This window comes from Bradyrhizobium cytisi (assembly GCF_008123515.1).
Lineage (GTDB): Bacteria > Pseudomonadota > Alphaproteobacteria > Rhizobiales > Xanthobacteraceae > Bradyrhizobium > Bradyrhizobium cytisi.
Genome location: NZ_VSSR01000025.1, coordinates 79348 through 95730 on the forward strand (window position 1 = coordinate 79348; position 16383 = coordinate 95730).

The 16383-nt window shown below is 64.5% G+C and carries 18 protein-coding genes; 16 read left to right on the forward strand and 2 right to left on the reverse strand.

The window, feature by feature from the left end; all coding sequences use genetic code 11:
* Positions 1 to 259 precede the first annotated feature (259 nt).
* The 13 genes from FXB38_RS17120 to meaB all read left to right on the forward strand — a co-directional run bounded on the left by FXB38_RS17120 (position 260) and on the right by meaB (position 11459).
* The gene (locus FXB38_RS17120; RefSeq protein WP_148752038.1) at positions 260 to 625 is read left to right on the forward strand and encodes a DUF2267 domain-containing protein; all 366 of its coding nucleotides are present in this window, start codon (positions 260 to 262) and stop codon (positions 623 to 625) included.
* Positions 626 to 651: 26 nt separating this feature from the next.
* A complete protein-coding gene (locus tag FXB38_RS17125) occupies positions 652 to 1059 on the forward strand; it encodes a DUF4332 domain-containing protein (protein WP_148752039.1) in 408 nt (135 codons plus the stop codon).
* 215 nt (positions 1060 to 1274) lie between these two features.
* Positions 1275 to 2135 (forward strand): dihydropteroate synthase, encoded by an 861-nt coding sequence (folP, locus tag FXB38_RS17130; protein WP_148752040.1) that lies wholly within the window; start codon positions 1275 to 1277, stop codon positions 2133 to 2135.
* Positions 2132 to 2500, forward strand: coding sequence for a dihydroneopterin aldolase (gene folB / locus FXB38_RS17135; protein WP_027533885.1), 369 nt, complete (start codon positions 2132 to 2134; stop codon positions 2498 to 2500). The genes folP and folB overlap by 4 nt, the downstream gene beginning before the upstream one ends.
* A gap of 1 nt (position 2501) precedes the next feature.
* Positions 2502 to 2993, forward strand: a complete 492-nt coding sequence (gene folK, locus FXB38_RS17140) for a 2-amino-4-hydroxy-6-hydroxymethyldihydropteridine diphosphokinase (RefSeq protein ID WP_148752041.1) — start codon at positions 2502 to 2504, stop codon at positions 2991 to 2993.
* A gap of 81 nt (positions 2994 to 3074) precedes the next feature.
* Positions 3075 to 4946 (forward strand): methylmalonyl-CoA mutase family protein, encoded by a 1872-nt coding sequence (locus FXB38_RS17145; protein ID WP_148752042.1) that lies wholly within the window; start codon positions 3075 to 3077, stop codon positions 4944 to 4946.
* Positions 4943 to 5407 carry a GFA family protein gene (locus tag FXB38_RS17150; protein WP_148752043.1) on the forward strand — a complete coding sequence of 155 codons (465 nt, stop codon included), beginning with the start codon at positions 4943 to 4945 and terminating at the stop codon, positions 5405 to 5407. Before FXB38_RS17145 ends, FXB38_RS17150 begins: the two co-directional genes overlap by 4 nt.
* 32 nt (positions 5408 to 5439) lie before the next feature.
* Complete coding sequence (gene scpA / locus FXB38_RS17155; RefSeq protein WP_148752044.1) at positions 5440 to 7596, forward strand: methylmalonyl-CoA mutase; 2157 nt, start codon at positions 5440 to 5442, stop codon at positions 7594 to 7596.
* Positions 7597 to 7753: 157 nt separating this feature from the next.
* Entirely contained in the window at positions 7754 to 8557 is an 804-nt protein-coding gene (locus FXB38_RS17160; protein WP_430640176.1) for an RsiV family protein, read from the forward strand.
* A gap of 120 nt (positions 8558 to 8677) precedes the next feature.
* On the forward strand, positions 8678 to 9667 hold the full coding sequence (locus FXB38_RS17165; protein WP_148752046.1) for a tripartite tricarboxylate transporter substrate binding protein: 990 nt from the start codon (positions 8678 to 8680) through the stop codon (positions 9665 to 9667).
* Positions 9668 to 9791: 124 nt separating this feature from the next.
* The gene (locus FXB38_RS17170) at positions 9792 to 10106 is read left to right on the forward strand and encodes a nucleotidyltransferase family protein (protein ID WP_148752047.1); all 315 of its coding nucleotides are present in this window, start codon (positions 9792 to 9794) and stop codon (positions 10104 to 10106) included.
* Positions 10107 to 10451 carry a HepT-like ribonuclease domain-containing protein gene (locus FXB38_RS17175; protein WP_148752048.1) on the forward strand — a complete coding sequence of 115 codons (345 nt, stop codon included), beginning with the start codon at positions 10107 to 10109 and terminating at the stop codon, positions 10449 to 10451.
* 21 nt (positions 10452 to 10472) lie between these two features.
* Positions 10473 to 11459 (forward strand): methylmalonyl Co-A mutase-associated GTPase MeaB, encoded by a 987-nt coding sequence (gene meaB / locus FXB38_RS17180; protein ID WP_148752132.1) that lies wholly within the window; start codon positions 10473 to 10475, stop codon positions 11457 to 11459.
* A gap of 77 nt (positions 11460 to 11536) precedes the next feature.
* On the opposite strand, the gene FXB38_RS17185 is transcribed toward meaB, so the two are convergent.
* Positions 11537 to 12439: a haloalkane dehalogenase gene (locus tag FXB38_RS17185; protein WP_148752049.1), complete on the reverse strand. Its 903-nt coding sequence runs from the start codon at positions 12437 to 12439 to the stop codon at positions 11537 to 11539.
* An 88-nt stretch (positions 12440 to 12527) separates the two neighbouring features.
* Here FXB38_RS17185 and FXB38_RS17190 point away from each other — a divergent pair, with 88 nt between their 5' ends.
* The 3 genes from FXB38_RS17190 to FXB38_RS17200 all read left to right on the forward strand — a co-directional run bounded on the left by FXB38_RS17190 (position 12528) and on the right by FXB38_RS17200 (position 15436).
* The gene (locus tag FXB38_RS17190) at positions 12528 to 13133 is read left to right on the forward strand and encodes a CGNR zinc finger domain-containing protein (protein ID WP_148752050.1); all 606 of its coding nucleotides are present in this window, start codon (positions 12528 to 12530) and stop codon (positions 13131 to 13133) included.
* An 82-nt stretch (positions 13134 to 13215) separates the two neighbouring features.
* Positions 13216 to 13863: a pyroglutamyl-peptidase I gene (locus FXB38_RS17195; protein ID WP_148752051.1), complete on the forward strand. Its 648-nt coding sequence runs from the start codon at positions 13216 to 13218 to the stop codon at positions 13861 to 13863.
* 202 nt (positions 13864 to 14065) lie between these two features.
* On the forward strand, positions 14066 to 15436 hold the full coding sequence (locus FXB38_RS17200) for a TIGR03808 family TAT-translocated repetitive protein (protein WP_148752052.1): 1371 nt from the start codon (positions 14066 to 14068) through the stop codon (positions 15434 to 15436).
* Between the two features lie 11 nt (positions 15437 to 15447).
* Here the strand turns inward: FXB38_RS17200 and FXB38_RS17205 are convergent, their stop codons facing one another.
* Positions 15448 to 16098, reverse strand: coding sequence for a TIGR03809 family protein (locus tag FXB38_RS17205; protein ID WP_148752053.1), 651 nt, complete (start codon positions 16096 to 16098; stop codon positions 15448 to 15450).
* Positions 16099 to 16383: the final 285 nt, after the last annotated feature.

The window sequence follows — 16383 nt, forward strand, 5'->3', positions numbered from 1 at the left end:
CGTTCAAGGCGGCGCGGACATGCGACATCGTCGGAGACTACGCGCGCGGCATGCGCCAAAAGTCGGAGTGATACATTCGCATCGCGGCAATTTTTCACGGATTCGTTCCCCGGTCTTGCAACGCTGCAACACTTTACGCGCGTTCGAAGATGAATCGCATGTTCGCCTCCGTTCATAGCTTGTATTTCACATCACACCGGCTCAAGATCAGTTTTCGAAATAAATCTCCGGCATGTGAACCGGCTGAGGGGCGGCCCATATGGACGAGCTGATCGGACGGCTGGCGACAAACGCCAGCATAGATAGTGCTGTCGCTGAAAAGACCGTCGGCATTATCCTGGGATTCCTCCGCAGCGAGGGTCCTTCTGACAGCGTGCAGGCCCTGATCGACCAGATCCCTGGCGCAGAAGGCGCGATCGAAGCGTCCACGAGCGGCGGCGGACTGTCGCGGCTGATGGGCGGCGGCCTGATGGCCGTCGGCACGCGCCTGATGGGCCTTGGGCTTGGCATGTCCGACATCCAGACCATTGCCCGTGAACTTTTCCGCTACGGCCGAGACAAAATCGGAGCGGATCAGATGGGCAAGATCATTGCGGGGACGCCGGGCCTCAGCCAGTTCGCCTGAGAGCCACGCTTTTTATATCGAGTATCATGACATATTCGATTTCCGAGATTGAGGGCCTGCCAGCCTTTGCCGCCAACAAGTTGAAGGCGCAGGGAATCCGCACCACCGACGCGCTGCTGGAAGCCGCGAGCACCGCCAAGGGCCGCAAGGCGCTCTCGGCCAAGACCGGCATCAGCGAGCAGCTGCTGCTGGAGTGGGCCAACGTCTCCGACTACATGCGCATTCCCGGCATGGGCCGGGCCAAGGTCGGCCTGGTCCGCGCCGCCGGCGTCACCACGGTGCGCGAGCTCGCCTATCGGAATCCGGTGAGATTGGCGCAGAGCATGCGCGAAGCGAACGATCGGAGGAAGCTCGTCCGCATCCTTCCTTCCGAGAAGTCGGTCGGCGACATCATCGCCAAGGCCAAGAAGCTGTCGCCGAAGATTACGTATTAGGGCGTCCTCTCTTGGGCGATGACCTGCAGCGTTAGCTCTCGATGTCATGCCCCGCCTTGTGCGCACTTGCGCACTGGGGCGGGGGATCCAGTACGCCGCGGCTCCTCCGTATCACCGCACCGCCTCGGAATACTGGATTGCCCGCCTTCTTCGCGGGCAATGACAGCTAGGGTGTTGGTCTTGACTCCCCCTCCCCGACCGCTAAAGCGGGCGGCATGAATGCCTCGCCCTCCCCATCCGTCCCGCCGGCCGGCTCGGCCGGGCCTGACGCGCTGCGGACGCTGCTGGAACGGCCTCTGCCGGCGGTGATGGGCGTGCTCAACGTGACGCCGGATTCCTTCTCCGACGGCGGCGACTTCATCGCACCGGACCAGGCGCTGGCACGGGCGCGGGCGATGATCGAGGCCGGCGTCGATATCATCGATATCGGCGCCGAATCCACCCGGCCCTACAAGGGCGCCCAGCCGGTGACAGTGGCGGACGAGCTTGCCCGGCTGAGGCCGGTGCTATCGGCAATCGTCGCGCTCGGCGTCCCCGTATCGATCGACAGCATGAAGGCGGAGGTCGTGGCCTTCGCGCTCGACCAGGGCGTGGCCATCGCCAACGACGTCTGGGGATTGCAGCGCGACGCCGGCATGGCGCCGCTGGTCGCCGCAAGAGGCGTCCCCGTCATCGTCATGCACAACCGTGACAGCGTCGATTCCGCCATCGACATCGTCACGGACATGAAGGCGTTCTTCCTGCGCTCGCTCGACATCGCCGCCAAGGCCGGCATCGCACGCGCAAAGATCGTGCTGGATCCCGGCATCGGCTTCGGCAAGACCGCCGAGCAGAGCATGATCGCGCTGGCGCGGCTACGCGAACTCGACATGTTCGGCCTGCCAGTGCTGGTCGGCGCCTCGCGAAAACGCTTCATCGCCTCGGTGTCGCCGTCAGAGCCGAAAGAGCGGCTCGCCGGATCGATCGCCGCGCATCTGATCGCCGCGCAGAAGGGCGCGAAAATCATCCGGACCCATGACGTCGCCGAAACCTTGCAGGCCCTGCGGGTCGCAAACGCAATCGAGAGCAAGCAATGACCGATACGATCTTCGTGACCGGCCTGTCGATCCATGCACGCCATGGCGTGATGGATCACGAAACCGAAGTCGGCCAGCGCTTTGTCATCGACCTCGAGCTCTACACCGACCTGTCGGAGCCCTCGCGCAGCGATCGCCTCGCCGACACCGTCTCCTATGCCGATGTGGTGGCGACCACGACGGCAGCGTTCAAGAACACCAATTACAAGCTGCTGGAGCGTGCCGCGGGCGCTGTCGCCGACGCCATCCTGTCGCACTTCCCGCGCATCCGTGCCGTCAAGATCACCGTGCACAAGCCGCACGCGCCGATCGCCGCGATCTTCGACGACGTCGGCATCATGCTGACCCGCTCGCGGCACCCCTGACATGGCGAGCGTGCTGATCGCACTCGGCGGCAATGTCGGCGACGTCCGCGCGACATTCCGCAAGGCGATCGCCCATATCTGCGGCATGGCGCAAGCCACGGTGATCGCGCGTTCGTCGGACTACACCACGCCGCCCTGGGGCGACGAGGACCAGGATCCTTTCATCAATGCCTGCGTCGAGATCGAGACCGACCTCGATCCGCACGCGCTATTGTTCGTTATGCAGAAAGTCGAGCAGAAGTTCGGCCGCACGCGCGACAAGGATCGGCGCTGGGGTCCGCGCACGCTCGATCTCGACATGATCGCCTATGACGATGTGTCGTTTCAGAAGCCCGACCTGACCCTGCCGCATCCGCGGCTGTTCGAGCGCGCCTTCGTGCTGGTGCCGCTGGCCGAAATCGCGCCCGACCGCGTGATCTCGGGCATCCGCGTGCGTGACGGCCTCGCCAGCGTCTCGACGCAAGGCATTGAGCGGCTTCCGGATACCGGTTAACCAAAAACAACCGTTTGCAGGGACGGCCGGCCGTGGCAATTTCGCCTGCGAATAACGAGACGTTTGGGAGCCCTTGGCCGTATGACCTCCGTGACTGACAATCTGCCGCTGGCGGCCGATTTTCCCAAGGCGACGGACGCGGACTGGCGCAAGCTGGTCGACGGCGTGCTCAAGGGCGCGCCGTTCGAGAAGCTGGTCGGCAAGACCTATGACGGCGTGAGGATCGAGCCGCTGTATCCGCGCGCCAAGGACGCTGCGCTGGTGGCAGGACGGCCGGCGGCAGCGCCGTGGCAGATCATGCAGCGGGTTGATCATCCCGACGCGGTGGCCGCGAACGCGCAGGCACTGACCGATCTGGAGAACGGGGCGACAGGGCTTTCGCTGGTGTTCGCCGGCAGCAATGGCAGCCATGGTTTCGGCCTGGAACCAACGGCCGATGCGGTCGCGAAAGCACTGAAGGATATTCATCTCGATGCCGGCATCGGCATCGAGCTTCAGGTCGGCCCGCAATCGCGGATGGCGGCGATCCATGTCGCGGAATATGTGAAGAGCAACGGCATCGATCCTGCAGCCTGCGACATCCGCTTCGGGCTCGATCCGCTCGCGGCCTGCGCGGTGTGGGGCCACAGCCCCTACACATGGGAAGAGATCGTTCCCGCCGTCACCGGCGGCCTCAAGGGCCTTGCCGCGCTTGGCTTCAAGGGACCGTTTGCTTCCGCCGATGGTCGCGTGATCCATGATGCCGGCGGATCGGAGGTGCAGGAGCTCGCCTTCGTGCTCGCCTGCGGCGCCGCCTATTTGCGCGCGATCGAAGGCGCAGGCGTCCCGCTGGAGCAGGCGCAAGACATGGTCTATGCGCGGCTCTCAGCCGATGCCGACCAGTTCCTGACCATGGCCAAGTTCCGTGCGCTGCGGCTGCTCTGGGCTCGCATCGAGACGGCGTGCGGGCTCATGCCAAAGCCGCTGTTCATTGCCGCCGATACGGCCTGGCGCATGCTGACGCAGCGCGACCCCTATGTGAACATGCTGCGCGCGACCATGGCGACGTTCGCGGCGGGCCTTGCGGGCGCGAATGCCATCACCGTACTGCCGCATACGCTGGCACTCGGGCTGCCCGATCCGTTCGCGCGGCGCGTGGCGCGCAATACGCAGCTTCTGCTGCTGGAAGAAAGCAACCTTGCCAAGGTCAGCGATCCCGCGGCAGGCGCAGGCGGCATCGAGACGCTGACGGCGCAGCTCTGCGAGGCCGCCTGGGCGCTGTTCCAGGAGACCGAGAAAGCGGGTGGCGCCTTTGCCGCGCTTCAGCAGGGCGTGTTCCAGAGCAAGGTCGCAATCGCACGAAAGGCGCGCGATGCCAACATCGCAAAGCGCCGCGAGGTGCTGACCGGCGCCAGCGAGTTTCCGAACTTGCATGAGAGCGAGACGGCGGTGCTGAAGGCGACGCCGGTCGCGCTCGCACCCTATGGCGAACAGAAACACAAGTTCGACGCGCTGCCGCCGATCCGGCTGGCGGAACCGTTCGAGGCGCTGCGCGACAAATCCGACGCGGCGCTGAAGGCACGCGGCGCGCGGCCAAAGGTGTTTTTGGCCAATCTCGGCACGGCCGCCGATTTCACCGCGCGCGCGACCTTTGCCAAAAGCTTCTTCGAAACTGGCGGCATTTTGGCCGTCGACAGCGAGGGCTTCGCCGATCCGGCCAAGCTGGCGGCCGCCTTCAAGGCGTCGGGTGCCGAGCTTGCCTGCCTCTGTTCCCATGACAAGGTCTATGCGGACCATGCCGAAGCCGCCGCCAAGGCCCTGCAAACCGCGGGCGCCAAACATATCTATCTGGCAGGCCGACCGGCAGAGGCCGAGGCGGCCCTGCGCAAGGCGGGCGTTACGGACTTCATCTTTGCTGGCGCCGACGCGCAAGCCATGCTGGGCGACGCCTACCGACGGATGGAACAGGCATGACCGACGCAACCAAGACAGTTCTGAGCGGCGGGTGCCAATGCGGTGCCATCCGCTTCGCGGTCTCGGCGGCACCCGCCAAGATCAGCATTTGTCATTGCCGGATGTGCCAGAAGGCGACGGGCGCGCCATTCGCCTCCTATGCCGACATCGAGAAAACCGACTTTGCCTGGACCAAGGGCACGCCGTCGGCGTTTCAATCCTCCTCGATCGCGATGCGCGATTTCTGCGCTGCCTGCGGCACGCCGCTCAGCTTCCGCCGCATCGATGGCCCGCGTATCGAGATCATGACTGGAACCTTCGACCGCCCGGATCACGTCGTACCGACACGGCAATATGGAACCGAATCCCGGCTCGGCTGGGTCGTCGGTATCGCCAACCTGCCGAGCCAGACCACGCAGCAGAATTACGGACCGGAGAAGATGGCGACCATCGTCAGCCATCAGCATCCGGACCATGATTGAGCGCCCGAAGCGCCCACCTGTGAGTTGAAGCCATGAGCCGCATTCCAAACTTTGCAGACATTGCCTTCGAGCGGACCGCAACCGCCGCCCCGACCGGCAGCGCCGAGCCGTGGCTGACGCCCGAGGGCATTCTGGTGAAGCCGGCCTATGGCGAGGCCGATCTGGCCGGGCTCGATTTCCTCGATACCTATCCGGGCATCGCGCCGTTCCTGCGTGGCCCCTACCCGACCATGTATGTCAACCAGCCCTGGACTATCAGGCAGTATGCCGGCTTCTCCACGGCGGAGGACTCCAACGCGTTCTACCGCCGCAACCTGGCGGCCGGACAGAAGGGCCTCTCTGTCGCCTTCGATCTCGCCACCCATCGCGGCTATGACAGCGATCATCCGCGCGTCGGCGGCGACGTCGGCATGGCCGGCGTGGCGATCGATTCCATCTACGACATGCGCACGCTGTTTGCGGGCATTCCGCTCGACCAGATGAGCGTCTCCATGACCATGAACGGCGCGGTGCTGCCGATTCTCGCGCTCTACGTTGCCGCCGCCGAGGAACAAGGCGTTCCGCCAGAGAAGCTCTCGGGGACTATTCAGAATGACATTCTGAAAGAGTTCATGGTGCGCAACACCTATATCTATCCACCCGCGCCCTCGATGCGGATCATCTCGGACATCTTCGCCTACACCTCGCAGAAGATGCCGAAATACAACTCCATTTCCATTTCCGGCTATCACATGCAGGAGGCCGGTGCGACGCAGGATCTCGAGCTGGCCTATACGCTCGCCGACGGCGTCGAATATCTGCGCGCCGGTCTTGCCGCAGGCCTGGATGTCGACCGCTTCGCGCCGCGGCTGTCGTTCTTCTGGGCGATCGGCATGAACTTCTTCATGGAGGTCGCCAAGCTGCGCGCTGCGCGGCTGCTCTGGGCGAAGCTCTTGAAGCCGTTCAATCCGAAGGACCCACGCTCGTTGTCACTGCGCACGCATTGCCAGACTTCCGGCTGGTCGCTGACCGCGCAGGATGTCTTCAACAACGTAATGCGCACGACGGTGGAGGCAATGGCGGCCACCCAAGGTCATACCCAGTCGCTGCACACCAATGCGCTCGATGAAGCCTTGGCACTGCCGACCGATTTCTCGGCCCGCATCGCCCGCAACACCCAGCTGTTCCTGCAGCAGGAGAGCGGCACCACCCGTATCATCGATCCCTGGGGCGGCTCCTATTATGTCGAGCGGCTCACGCGCGACCTCGCCGCAAAAGCCTGGAGCCACATCCAGGAGGTCGAGGAGCTCGGCGGCATGGCGAAGGCGATCGAGGCCGGCGTGCCGAAGCTGCGCATCGAGGAGGCCTCGGCCAAGACCCAGGCGCACATCGATGCCGGCAAGCAGGCGGTGATCGGCGTCAACAAGTACAAGCCGACTGACGAGGCGCCGATCGACGTCCTCAAGGTCGACAACACCAACGTTCGCCGGCTCCAGATCGACAAGCTGGCGCGGCTGAAATCCGAGCGAAGCCAGAAGGACGTCGAGGCCGCGCTCGCCGCGTTGACGCGCTCGGCTGGCGAAGGCAACGGCAATCTGCTCGCGCTCGCAATCGACGCGGCACGGGCCAAGGCGACCGTCGGCGAGATCTCTGACGCAATGGAGAAAGTGTTCGGCCGGCACCGCGCCGAGATCAAATCCATCACCGGCGTCTACAAGCGGGAGGCGTCCAGCATGGGCAATCAGGTCGAGAAGGTTCAGGCGCTAATCGACGCGTTCGAGGAGGCCGAAGGCCGCCGCCCGCGTATCCTGGTCGCCAAGATCGGCCAGGACGGCCACGACCGCGGCCAGAAGGTGATTGCCTCGGCTTTCGCCGACATCGGCTTCGATGTCGATATCGGGCCGCTGTTCGCCACCGCGGACGAAGCCGCAAGACAGGCGGTCGAGAACGACGTCCACATCCTCGGCGTCTCCTCGCTCGCCGCCGCCCACCTCACCGCCGTACCGGAGCTCAAGGCCGCGCTGAAGAAGCAGGGCCGCGAGGACATCATGATCATCGTCGGCGGCGTGGTGCCTCCACAGGATTACGACGCACTCTATGCCGCCGGCGCGGAAGCGATCTTCCCGCCCGGCACGGTGATCGCGGACGCAGCCGAGGAGCTGATCCGCAAGCTGAACGCCCGGCTCGGCCATAGCGAGGCGGCGGAGTAATTCCGCCGCCGTGGGGGCCTCCTATCAAACCCGCGGGCGCGCTGCCGCGACCAATCTTCACGTCCTAGCGTTCGCGCCGCGCGTTCTGCGCCGGTTCATGTTGCGATCGCTACGCTCACGCCGATGTCCGAACGTCGCAGAATTGATGGATATTGAAGTGACATATCATCGTGCAAATGTGCGGGCAGGATTGCTCGCGAGCCTTTTTGCCGTCGCGACGATCGGCCTTGCCTCGCCCTCCCTCGCCGCCGCCCCCAAGCCCGACGCCGTCGTCAAAAACAGAAACATCGAGGCGCGTGTGTTCCTTGATGACAGGATCAAGGCCGACACGCCACTCGCGGCCGATTGCCTCGCTGACGGCAAGAAATGGCTCGACAAGAACGCGGCTGACGCTGCGACCTCGCGAAAGCAGGATCCGCAATTCTTCAAGGACGGCGGTTGGGATTTCGAGCGCAAATATTCGATCCGCTCCGTCGTCGCCGACCGCTATGTGAGCATCCTGCGTGACGACTACATGGACACCCATGGCGCCCATCCCAATTCGGATGTGAACACGGTCCTGTGGGACAAGTCCGAGAGCAAGCGCATCTCGATCCGCCCGTTCTTCACCGAGACGGCCGATGGCAGCCCCGCCATGAAGACGATCGCGAAGGCCGTGATCGCCTCGCTCAGAATCGAGAAAAAGAAGCGCGACTCCAGCGAGACCGCGACCAATGAATGGTTCAAGGGCGTCGAGCCGAGCCTGCTCAAGATCGGCGCCGCGACGCTCGCGCCGTCGACCGAAACAGGCAAGAGCTCCCGCCTCACCTTCCATTATCCGCCCTATGCGGTCGGCCCCTACGCCGAGGGCCAATATGTCGCATTCGTTCCGTGGGAGACATTTAAGCCCTATCTCACGCCGGAGGGCACGCGCATCTTCGGCGGTGCGCGGCCAAAAGGCGACGCTGACGAGCAGCAATAAGTTCCGACGGAACACTTGCTCAGGGCGCCGTTGGGCGGCCGCTTGCGACATCCATGCAAAGCCGCGTAGCATATTGCATTGACGCGAGCCCGATTCCCGAGGGCGCCGCCGGGACCATTTATGCCAGGAATCACGCGCCGCATTTTCGCGGCTTCTTCTGTGGCTGCCGCCACGTCCGCCCTCCTCTCACCTGCGCGCGCGCAAGCCTATCCGGCGCGGCCGGTAACCTTGATCGTGCCGTGGGGTGCGGGCGGCGGCACGGATGCGACCGCGCGCATCGTCGCGACGCTGCTGGAGAAGGAGCTCGGCCAGCCGTTCAACGTCGTCAACCGCATCGGCGGATCCGGCGCCGTCGGCCATGCCGAGATCGCAGCCGCAGCGCCGGACGGCTACACGATCGGCACGCTGACCGTGGAAATCGCGATGTTGCATTGGCAAGCCCTGACGCAGCTGACGCCATGGAATTTTACGCCGCTGGCGCTGGTGAACGAAGATCCGCCTGGCGTCCAGGTATCGACGTCCTCGCCATACAAGACGGTGAAGGAGCTCATGGACGCCATCAAGCTGGCGCCTCCGGGACGGTTCAAGGCTTCAGGCACCGGACAAGGCGGCATCTGGCATCTCGCCCTTGTCGGCTGGATGCAGGCGATGGGATTGCCGGCCAATCAGGTCGCCTGGTCAGCGTCGAATGGCGCAGCACCGGCCATGCAGGATCTGGTCGCGGGCAGCCTCGATCTCACCACCTGCTCGGTGCCCGAAGCGCGCGCCACCATCGAGGCCGGCCAGGCCCGGAGCCTTGCGATCATGGCGCACGCGCGCAATCCGATCTTCCCCGACGTCCCGACGCTGAAGGAGACGCTCGGCGTCGATTATTCCACCAGCTCATGGCGCGGGATCGGCGGCCCCAAGGGCTTGCCTCCAAATATCGCCACCACGCTGACCGCGGCCTTGAAGAAGGTGTACGATTCCCCCGCCTTCAAGGACTTCATGACCGGACGCGGTTTTGGCACCGTCTGGTGCGATGCCGGTCAGTTCGAGACCTTCATGGACCAGGCGAATAGCCAGATGGGCCAGGCGATGAAAGCGGCCGGTTTTGCGAAAGCGCCATGAGATTTCGTGCCGAACGCAGAAATCGCGGCACCATTCTTTAAGCCGAGCCTTGCCTGCCCGCCGGAGCGCCTAACGGGCTCCGACGGCGCTGGGCTGGTTGACGACCCTGTGCTAATATTTGGCCATGACTGATGTCGTAGACATTTCAACCCAGACGCTCATTGAGAAGCTGAAGGAGCTTGCACCCGCCTTGAGGGCTTCCGGCATTACGCGCCTGTACCTGTTTGGATCCCGTGCGCGCGGCGACGCACGGCCCGATAGCGATCTGGATATTTTGATCGAGACGACGTCGCGCGAGGAATCGCCGCGGTTTGACCATTTCAAAGCCCTCCACTTGATTGAGGAACATCTGGGACTTCAGGTGCAAATATCGATGCGAGATTTGCTGAAACCGCGTATGGCAGAGCGGATCGCGGATGACCTGATCGAGGTATTCTGAATGCCGCCGACCGTGGAAGACCGGCTGCGGGATATTCTGGAAGCCATCACTGACATCGAAAATGCCGTGAGGGGCTTTACCTTCGATCAATTTGTCGCCGAGAAAACGACCCGGCTGGCGATCGAACGTCTTCTCGAAATCATCTGCGAAGCGTCGAGATTCATCCCCGACGATCTTAAGCGGGCCGAGCCACATATCGACTGGCGCAAGATGATCGACTTCGGAAATCTGCTTCGTCATGCCTATCACATGACGAAGGCCGAGATCGTTTGGGACATCGTTCAAATCCACCTTCCACCAATGAAATCTTGCGCTGAAAGACACATTCGCATGTCGGGCCGTTAGCGGCTGGATGCGAAGACCATGATGACCAATGGCAAGACCATCAACATCACCGCCCTCGCCCGCGAGCTCCGCACCGGCCATCGCGCGGCGCTGGCGCGGGCCATCACGCTGGTCGAGAGCCGGCGTGGCGATCATCAGGCGCAGGCGCGCGAGCTGGTGCAGATGCTCCTGCCCGATACCGGCAAGGCGGTTCGCGTCGGCATTACCGGCTCGCCCGGCGTCGGCAAATCCACCACCATCGATGCGCTCGGGACCTATCTGATCGAACAGGACAACAAGGTCGCGGTGCTCGCGGTCGATCCGTCCTCGGCACGCAGCGGCGGCTCGATCCTCGGCGACAAGACGCGGATGGCACGGCTCGCGGCCTCCGACGATGCCTTCATCCGCCCCTCGCCGTCGTCAGGCACACTCGGCGGCGTCGCGGCCAAGACGCGCGAGGCGATGCTGCTGTGCGAGGCGGCCGGTTTCGACGTCGTGCTGGTCGAGACCGTCGGCATCGGACAGTCCGAGACCGCGGTCTGCGACATGACCGATTTCTTCCTCGCGCTGATGCTGCCGGGCGGCGGTGACGAGCTGCAAGGCATCAAGAAGGGCCTCGTCGAGCTCGCCGACATGATCGCGATCAACAAGGCCGACGGCGACAATCTCAAGCGCGCCAATATCACCGCGGCCGACTATCGCAGCGCGCTGCACATCCTGGCGCCGAGGTCCGCGCATTGGCATCCGCCGGTCGTCACCTATTCGGCGCTGGCCGGCACCGGCATCGCCGATCTCTGGCAGAAGGTTTTGGATCACCGCAAGGCGATGAACACGTCCGGCGAGTTCGGCGCACGCCGCCGCGAGCAGCAGGTGAAGTGGATGTGGTCGATGCTCGAGCAGCGCATGCTGGCGCGGCTGCGCAGCGAGGCGGCCGTCCGCGCGAGGGTGAAGAAGATCGAATCCGAGGTCGCCGACGGCCACCTCACGCCGGCGCTCGCCGCCGAGGAGATCATGAAGCTGCTGCATTGAGGCCGCCTCACCGCTCCCCAGCGCGGGAGGGATGAGGCGAAGTCCGCGCTCGCGACCCAACGCAATCTCGCGATTGCCTAACTGATCTGGCCGGCCAGTACCTTCGAGACGAAGCGCGCGGTCGCCTCGCCGACCTCCTGAGGCGCCTCCTCCTGCAGGAAGTGCGATCCCTTCACCAGGACGGTCTCCTGATTGGGCCAGGCCCTGCAGAACTCGCGCTGTGCCCCGATCAGGAAGCCCGCCGGCTCGGCATCGATGAACAGTTTCGGGATCCGGTTCTTCGACATCCAATCCGCATAGGTCTCGACGATCGCGACCACATCGGCAGGCTCGCCCTCAATCGGCAATTCGCGCGTCCAGGTCAGCATCGGCTGGCGGCTCGGACCGGGATTGCGGAAATAGCGGCGATAGACCTCCAGCGCCTCCGGCGCGATGTGGCGCAGCGGCAGCAGATATTCGATGAACAGGTTCTTCTGCAGGATCAGGTCCTCCCCTTGCGGACTCCGTTGGCCCTGGAAGAAGGCGCGCGTCGCGTCGGGCCATTCGTCCCAGGAGCGGAACGGCCGGACGATGCCTTCCATGTAAACGATCGCCTTGACCCTCTCCGGGTGGCGATGGGCCCAGTGAAAGCCGAGCGCGGCGCCCCAGTCGTGCACGACGAGGATGACATTCTCGGTCAGGCCCAGCGCATCGAACCAGGCGTCGAGATAGCGTTGGTGATCGACGAAGCGATAGGAGCCGTTCGGCGCCGCGCCCGAATTGCCCATGCCGACGAGGTCGGGCGCAAGGCAGCGGCCATAGGGCAAGAGATGGGGAATGATGTTCCGCCAGAGATAGGACGGCGTCGGAACGCCGTGCAGGAACACGATGGGATCGCCCGCGCCGACATCGACATAGGCCATCTGGGTATCCAGCACCTCGACGTATTTCCGGTAGGAGGCTTCCTCGGTCGAGATCGGGGGATGGTTGACGTGCAACATGATGAAACTCCGTTCTCTCGTTGGACACCAGTAAAATAGAAATACTGGCGTCTTGAGTCAACCAGCAAAAGCGATTAAATGGTGTTCGATGTCGAAAGAATCGCGCAAGTTCCAAGTCCCCGACGCATTGGCGAATCTCTACGATTTCGCCAACACGCTGGATCTGCGGCACTTCACCCATCACGGTGTTCAGCATCGGCAGGCGGACGAGCTGCAAAATCTCACCGCCCTCGGCGAGTGGATGCGCGAGCACGGGCTGATGGAACGTACCGCTGCGCCATCGCAGAAGACCTTCGAGGCGGCCTTGCGGCTGCGCGCCGCGATCCGCGACTACCTCAAATGCGAGCCGGTGGAGCGCGATCGCAAGCCAGCCGTCACCGCCCCCCTCAACGCCGCGATGGAGCCGTTTGCACTGCGTGTCGCCGTCATCGGCAAGGATGGTTTTGCACTCAGGCCGGCGATGAGCGATGCGCAAGCGGGCCTGTCGGCGATCGTCGCCGAATTGTACGACGCGGCCTCGGCCGGCACGCTCGATCGGCTGAAGATGTGCGCCGCCGACGAGTGCCAGCGGGTGTTTTTCGATCGCTCGAAGCCCGGCACGCGGCGCTGGTGCCAATCCAACTTGTGTGGCAACCGGGAAAAGACGCGGACCTACCGCGAGCGCCACAGGCACGATGCCGCATCGGAGATCTGACGACCCGCGAGCTTGGAAGACGGCTGGTCCCGGTGTTTACTGGATGCCAGCGTCCCCGACAGGATCGAGAGGATCATATCCATTGTCCGATAAGCTCCGCGTTCTCGTCACCGGCTTCGGGCCCTTTCCCGGTGCGCCGCATAATCCGACCCAGCCGCTGGTGGCGCGGCTGGCGCAACTGCGCCGTCCCGCGTTCGATGATGTCGAGCTATCGCGCCACATCTTTCCGGTGACCTATGCTGCGGTCGACCGGCAATTGCCCGAGGTGCTCGCGAAAGTGAAGCCGGATGCGCTGCTGATGTTCGGCCTCGCTGCCCGCACGCCGTATCTGCGGATCGAGAGCCGCGCGCGCAACGCCGTCACCATGCTGTGGCCCGATGCCGCCAACACCCGCTCGAGCAAGCGCGGCATCGCCGGTGATGCGGACGCCATGACGTTCGGCCCGCACACGGCAAGGCTCTTGCGCGCCGCACGCCTCACCGGCATCGATGCGCGGCCCTCGCGCGACGCGGGGGCCTATCTCTGCAATTATCTGAGCTGGCGCGCGATCGAGAACGTCAGGGGCGGCGGGCCGGGGCTCGCGGCGTTCATCCACATTCCCCTGCTTGCGCGCAGCGGCGCGATGCGGCGCAAGGGCGCGCCGCGGATTACGCTGGACGAATTGGTGGATGCCGGGGAAGCGATGCTGATGGAGATGGTGCAGCTCGCAAGGAAGGCACGCGTTTCGTAGGGTGGACAAAGGCGCCCTTGCGCTGTGCCCACCATGCAACGATATGCGCGGCGACAATGGTGGGCACGCTACGCTTTGCCCGCCCTACCGCACCGCCCGTTGCGTAAACATTTAACCCTACCGCAAACAATCCTCACCGCCCCGCCCGCCCTGCGCTACCTAATCTCCGCGGACACCTCCCGCGTCCGCCGAAGGACGCGTCATGGACCTCAATCGCCGTCATCTCATTGGAGCATCGACCGCCGGCATCGCCGGTGCGCTCGCCATGCCTGTTGACGCCGCGCGCGCGGCGCCGCTGACGTCCACGCTCGGCCGCGATGCGACCCAATACGGCGTGCGGCCCGGCAGCAGCGAGGATCAGACCCGCGCGCTCCAGCGCGCGATCGACGAAGCCTCGCGCGCACAGATGCCGCTGGCGCTGCCGCCCGGAATTTACCGAACCGGACTGCTGCGGCTGCCGAATGGCGCGCAACTGATCGGCGTGCGCGGCGCGACAAAGCTTATCTTCACCGGCGGGGCCTCAGCGATCCAGAGCGACGGATCGGACTCGATCGGGCTGACCGGCCTCACCTTCGACGGCAGCGGCATTCCGCTGCCGACGCGGCGCGGCCTGATCCACGTCCTCGGTGGCCGCGACGTCCGCATCGCCGATTGCGAGATCACCGGTTCCGGCGGCAGCGGCATCTGGCTCGAGCAGGTGTCCGGCGACATCTCCGGCAATATCTTCACCAACATCGCCGTGACGGCAGTGGTCTCGTTCGACGCCAGGGGCCTCAGCGTGTCCCGCAACACCATTGTCGGTGCCAACGACAACGGCATCGAGATCCTGCGCACCGCCATCGGTGACGACGGCACGCTGGTCGCGGACAACCGCATCGAGGACATCAAGGCCGGCCCCGGCGGCTCCGGTCAGTACGGCAACGCCATCAACGCCTTCCGCGCCGGCAACGTGATCGTGCGCGGCAATCGCATCAGGAACTGCGACTACTCCGCCGTGCGCGGCAACTCGGCCTCCAACATCCACATATCAGGCAACAGCGTCAGCGACGTGCGCGAGGTCGCGCTTTATTCCGAGTTCGCATTCGAGGCCGCGATGATCGCCAACAACATTGTGGATGGCGCCGCCGTCGGCGTCTCCGTCTGCAATTTCAACGAAGGTGGCCGCATCGCGGTGGTTCAGGGCAACATCATCCGCAACCTGATCCCGAAGCGGCCGATCGGGACCGCGCCCGACGACGATGCCGGCGTCGGCATCTATATCGAGGCCGACGCCTCGGTGACAGGCAATGTGATCGAGAACGCGCCGTCCTACGGCATCGTCGCCGGCTGGGGCAAATATCTGCGTGACGTCGTGATCGCGGGCAACGTGATCCGCAAGGCGCTGGCCGGCGTCGGCGTCTCCGTGGTGCCGGGTGCGGGCACCGCGCTCGTCAACAACAACATGATCTCGGAAACCCCGCGCGGCGCCGTGGTCGGCCTCGATCATGCGCGGGCCGTGACGGCGGACCTGTCGGCGGACGGCGCCCAACGCTTTGCGCAGGTGGTGGTCGGCGGCAATGCGGTGCGGCAGTAGACGGGACGCCCCTAGAACGTATTCCGCAGCAGCGGGTACTTCGCCTGGATGCCGTCGAGGCTGAAGGTGAATTCGACCACGCGCTCGGGGGCCGCGACGATTTCGGCGGCGGGTGGCGAGAAGGTCTGCAGAAACGAGGCGATCGACGCCACCGGCGCGGCTGGCGCCATCCGAACGACCGGCGCAGGCGGAGCGGCCGGCGCCGTCGGGGCGACCGGTGCAGCTGGGGCGGCCGGTGCGATCGGTGCCTCGACGATTTCGGCGAGCACGTCCAGCTCGGGCTCGAGCCTGACCGGAACGGCGGTCTCGGGCGCGATGTGCACTGCCTTGGGCTGCAAGGCCTTGGGCTGCAAGGTCTGGAGCTGCAAGGTCTGGGCCTGCTCGCGCGGAAACACGCGCGGCATGGTCGCGGGTGACCAGCCGAATGCGGAGGTCACGCTCGCGGCCGCCGCGGCGACGTCCCCGCCATTCGCAAGGGCGCGCCAGGTCTGGACCGCGCGCTTGGCTTCCTGGATGTTTTCGAGGAATGCTAGTTCGGAGTGATAGCGGCGCCAGCGTCCGGTCTCGAACATTTCGGAGAGATGTTCCAGCCGCTGTTCGGCGAGAGCGCACCAGCGTGCTGCAAGCTCGCGGCTTCCAGCCGCGCTGTGGCGATGAGTCATAAATCAGCCCGTCAGGAGAAGATACGGACGCGACGCAACGCACACGAATCAATTTAAGAGCGACATGAATATTTTGTGGAAAAGTTTTGACTTGTCCAGCAACGACACGACTGTCGTCACGAAATTCCGTAGTCGTGCGGAGTTTTCAGGGCTTTTCGAGTCAAGCTCCGCGCAAGCATAGCGGACTTGCCACGTGCCGCTGCGGAGTCGTCACGACGATTGTGCCCGCGGGCTCAATCGCAAGCTGATTTCGCATCACGCTTCAAGAAATCGGACGCTCCAAAA

What these genes read in the sequence shown, in the direction of transcription:
- folP (WP_148752040.1), top strand. Translation starts at nt 1,275, where the DNA reads ATGAATGCCTCGCCCTCCCCATCCGTCCCGCCGGCCGGCTCGGCCGGG.
- FXB38_RS17170 (WP_148752047.1), top strand. Translation starts at nt 9,792, where the DNA reads ATGACTGATGTCGTAGACATTTCAACCCAGACGCTCATTGAGAAGCTG.
- FXB38_RS17200 (WP_148752052.1), top strand. Translation starts at nt 14,066, where the DNA reads ATGGACCTCAATCGCCGTCATCTCATTGGAGCATCGACCGCCGGCATC.
- FXB38_RS17120 (WP_148752038.1), top strand. Translation starts at nt 260, where the DNA reads ATGGACGAGCTGATCGGACGGCTGGCGACAAACGCCAGCATAGATAGT.
- FXB38_RS17165 (WP_148752046.1), top strand. Translation starts at nt 8,678, where the DNA reads ATGCCAGGAATCACGCGCCGCATTTTCGCGGCTTCTTCTGTGGCTGCC.
- scpA (WP_148752044.1), top strand. Translation starts at nt 5,440, where the DNA reads ATGAGCCGCATTCCAAACTTTGCAGACATTGCCTTCGAGCGGACCGCA.
- folB (WP_027533885.1), top strand. Translation starts at nt 2,132, where the DNA reads ATGACCGATACGATCTTCGTGACCGGCCTGTCGATCCATGCACGCCAT.
- meaB (WP_148752132.1), top strand. Translation starts at nt 10,473, where the DNA reads ATGACCAATGGCAAGACCATCAACATCACCGCCCTCGCCCGCGAGCTC.
- FXB38_RS17185 (WP_148752049.1), bottom strand. Translation starts at nt 12,439, where the DNA reads ATGTTGCACGTCAACCATCCCCCGATCTCGACCGAGGAAGCCTCCTAC.
- FXB38_RS17125 (WP_148752039.1), top strand. Translation starts at nt 652, where the DNA reads ATGACATATTCGATTTCCGAGATTGAGGGCCTGCCAGCCTTTGCCGCC.
- FXB38_RS17205 (WP_148752053.1), bottom strand. Translation starts at nt 16,098, where the DNA reads ATGACTCATCGCCACAGCGCGGCTGGAAGCCGCGAGCTTGCAGCACGC.
- FXB38_RS17150 (WP_148752043.1), top strand. Translation starts at nt 4,943, where the DNA reads ATGACCGACGCAACCAAGACAGTTCTGAGCGGCGGGTGCCAATGCGGT.
- folK (WP_148752041.1), top strand. Translation starts at nt 2,502, where the DNA reads ATGGCGAGCGTGCTGATCGCACTCGGCGGCAATGTCGGCGACGTCCGC.
- FXB38_RS17145 (WP_148752042.1), top strand. Translation starts at nt 3,075, where the DNA reads ATGACCTCCGTGACTGACAATCTGCCGCTGGCGGCCGATTTTCCCAAG.
- FXB38_RS17190 (WP_148752050.1), top strand. Translation starts at nt 12,528, where the DNA reads ATGTCGAAAGAATCGCGCAAGTTCCAAGTCCCCGACGCATTGGCGAAT.
- FXB38_RS17175 (WP_148752048.1), top strand. Translation starts at nt 10,107, where the DNA reads ATGCCGCCGACCGTGGAAGACCGGCTGCGGGATATTCTGGAAGCCATC.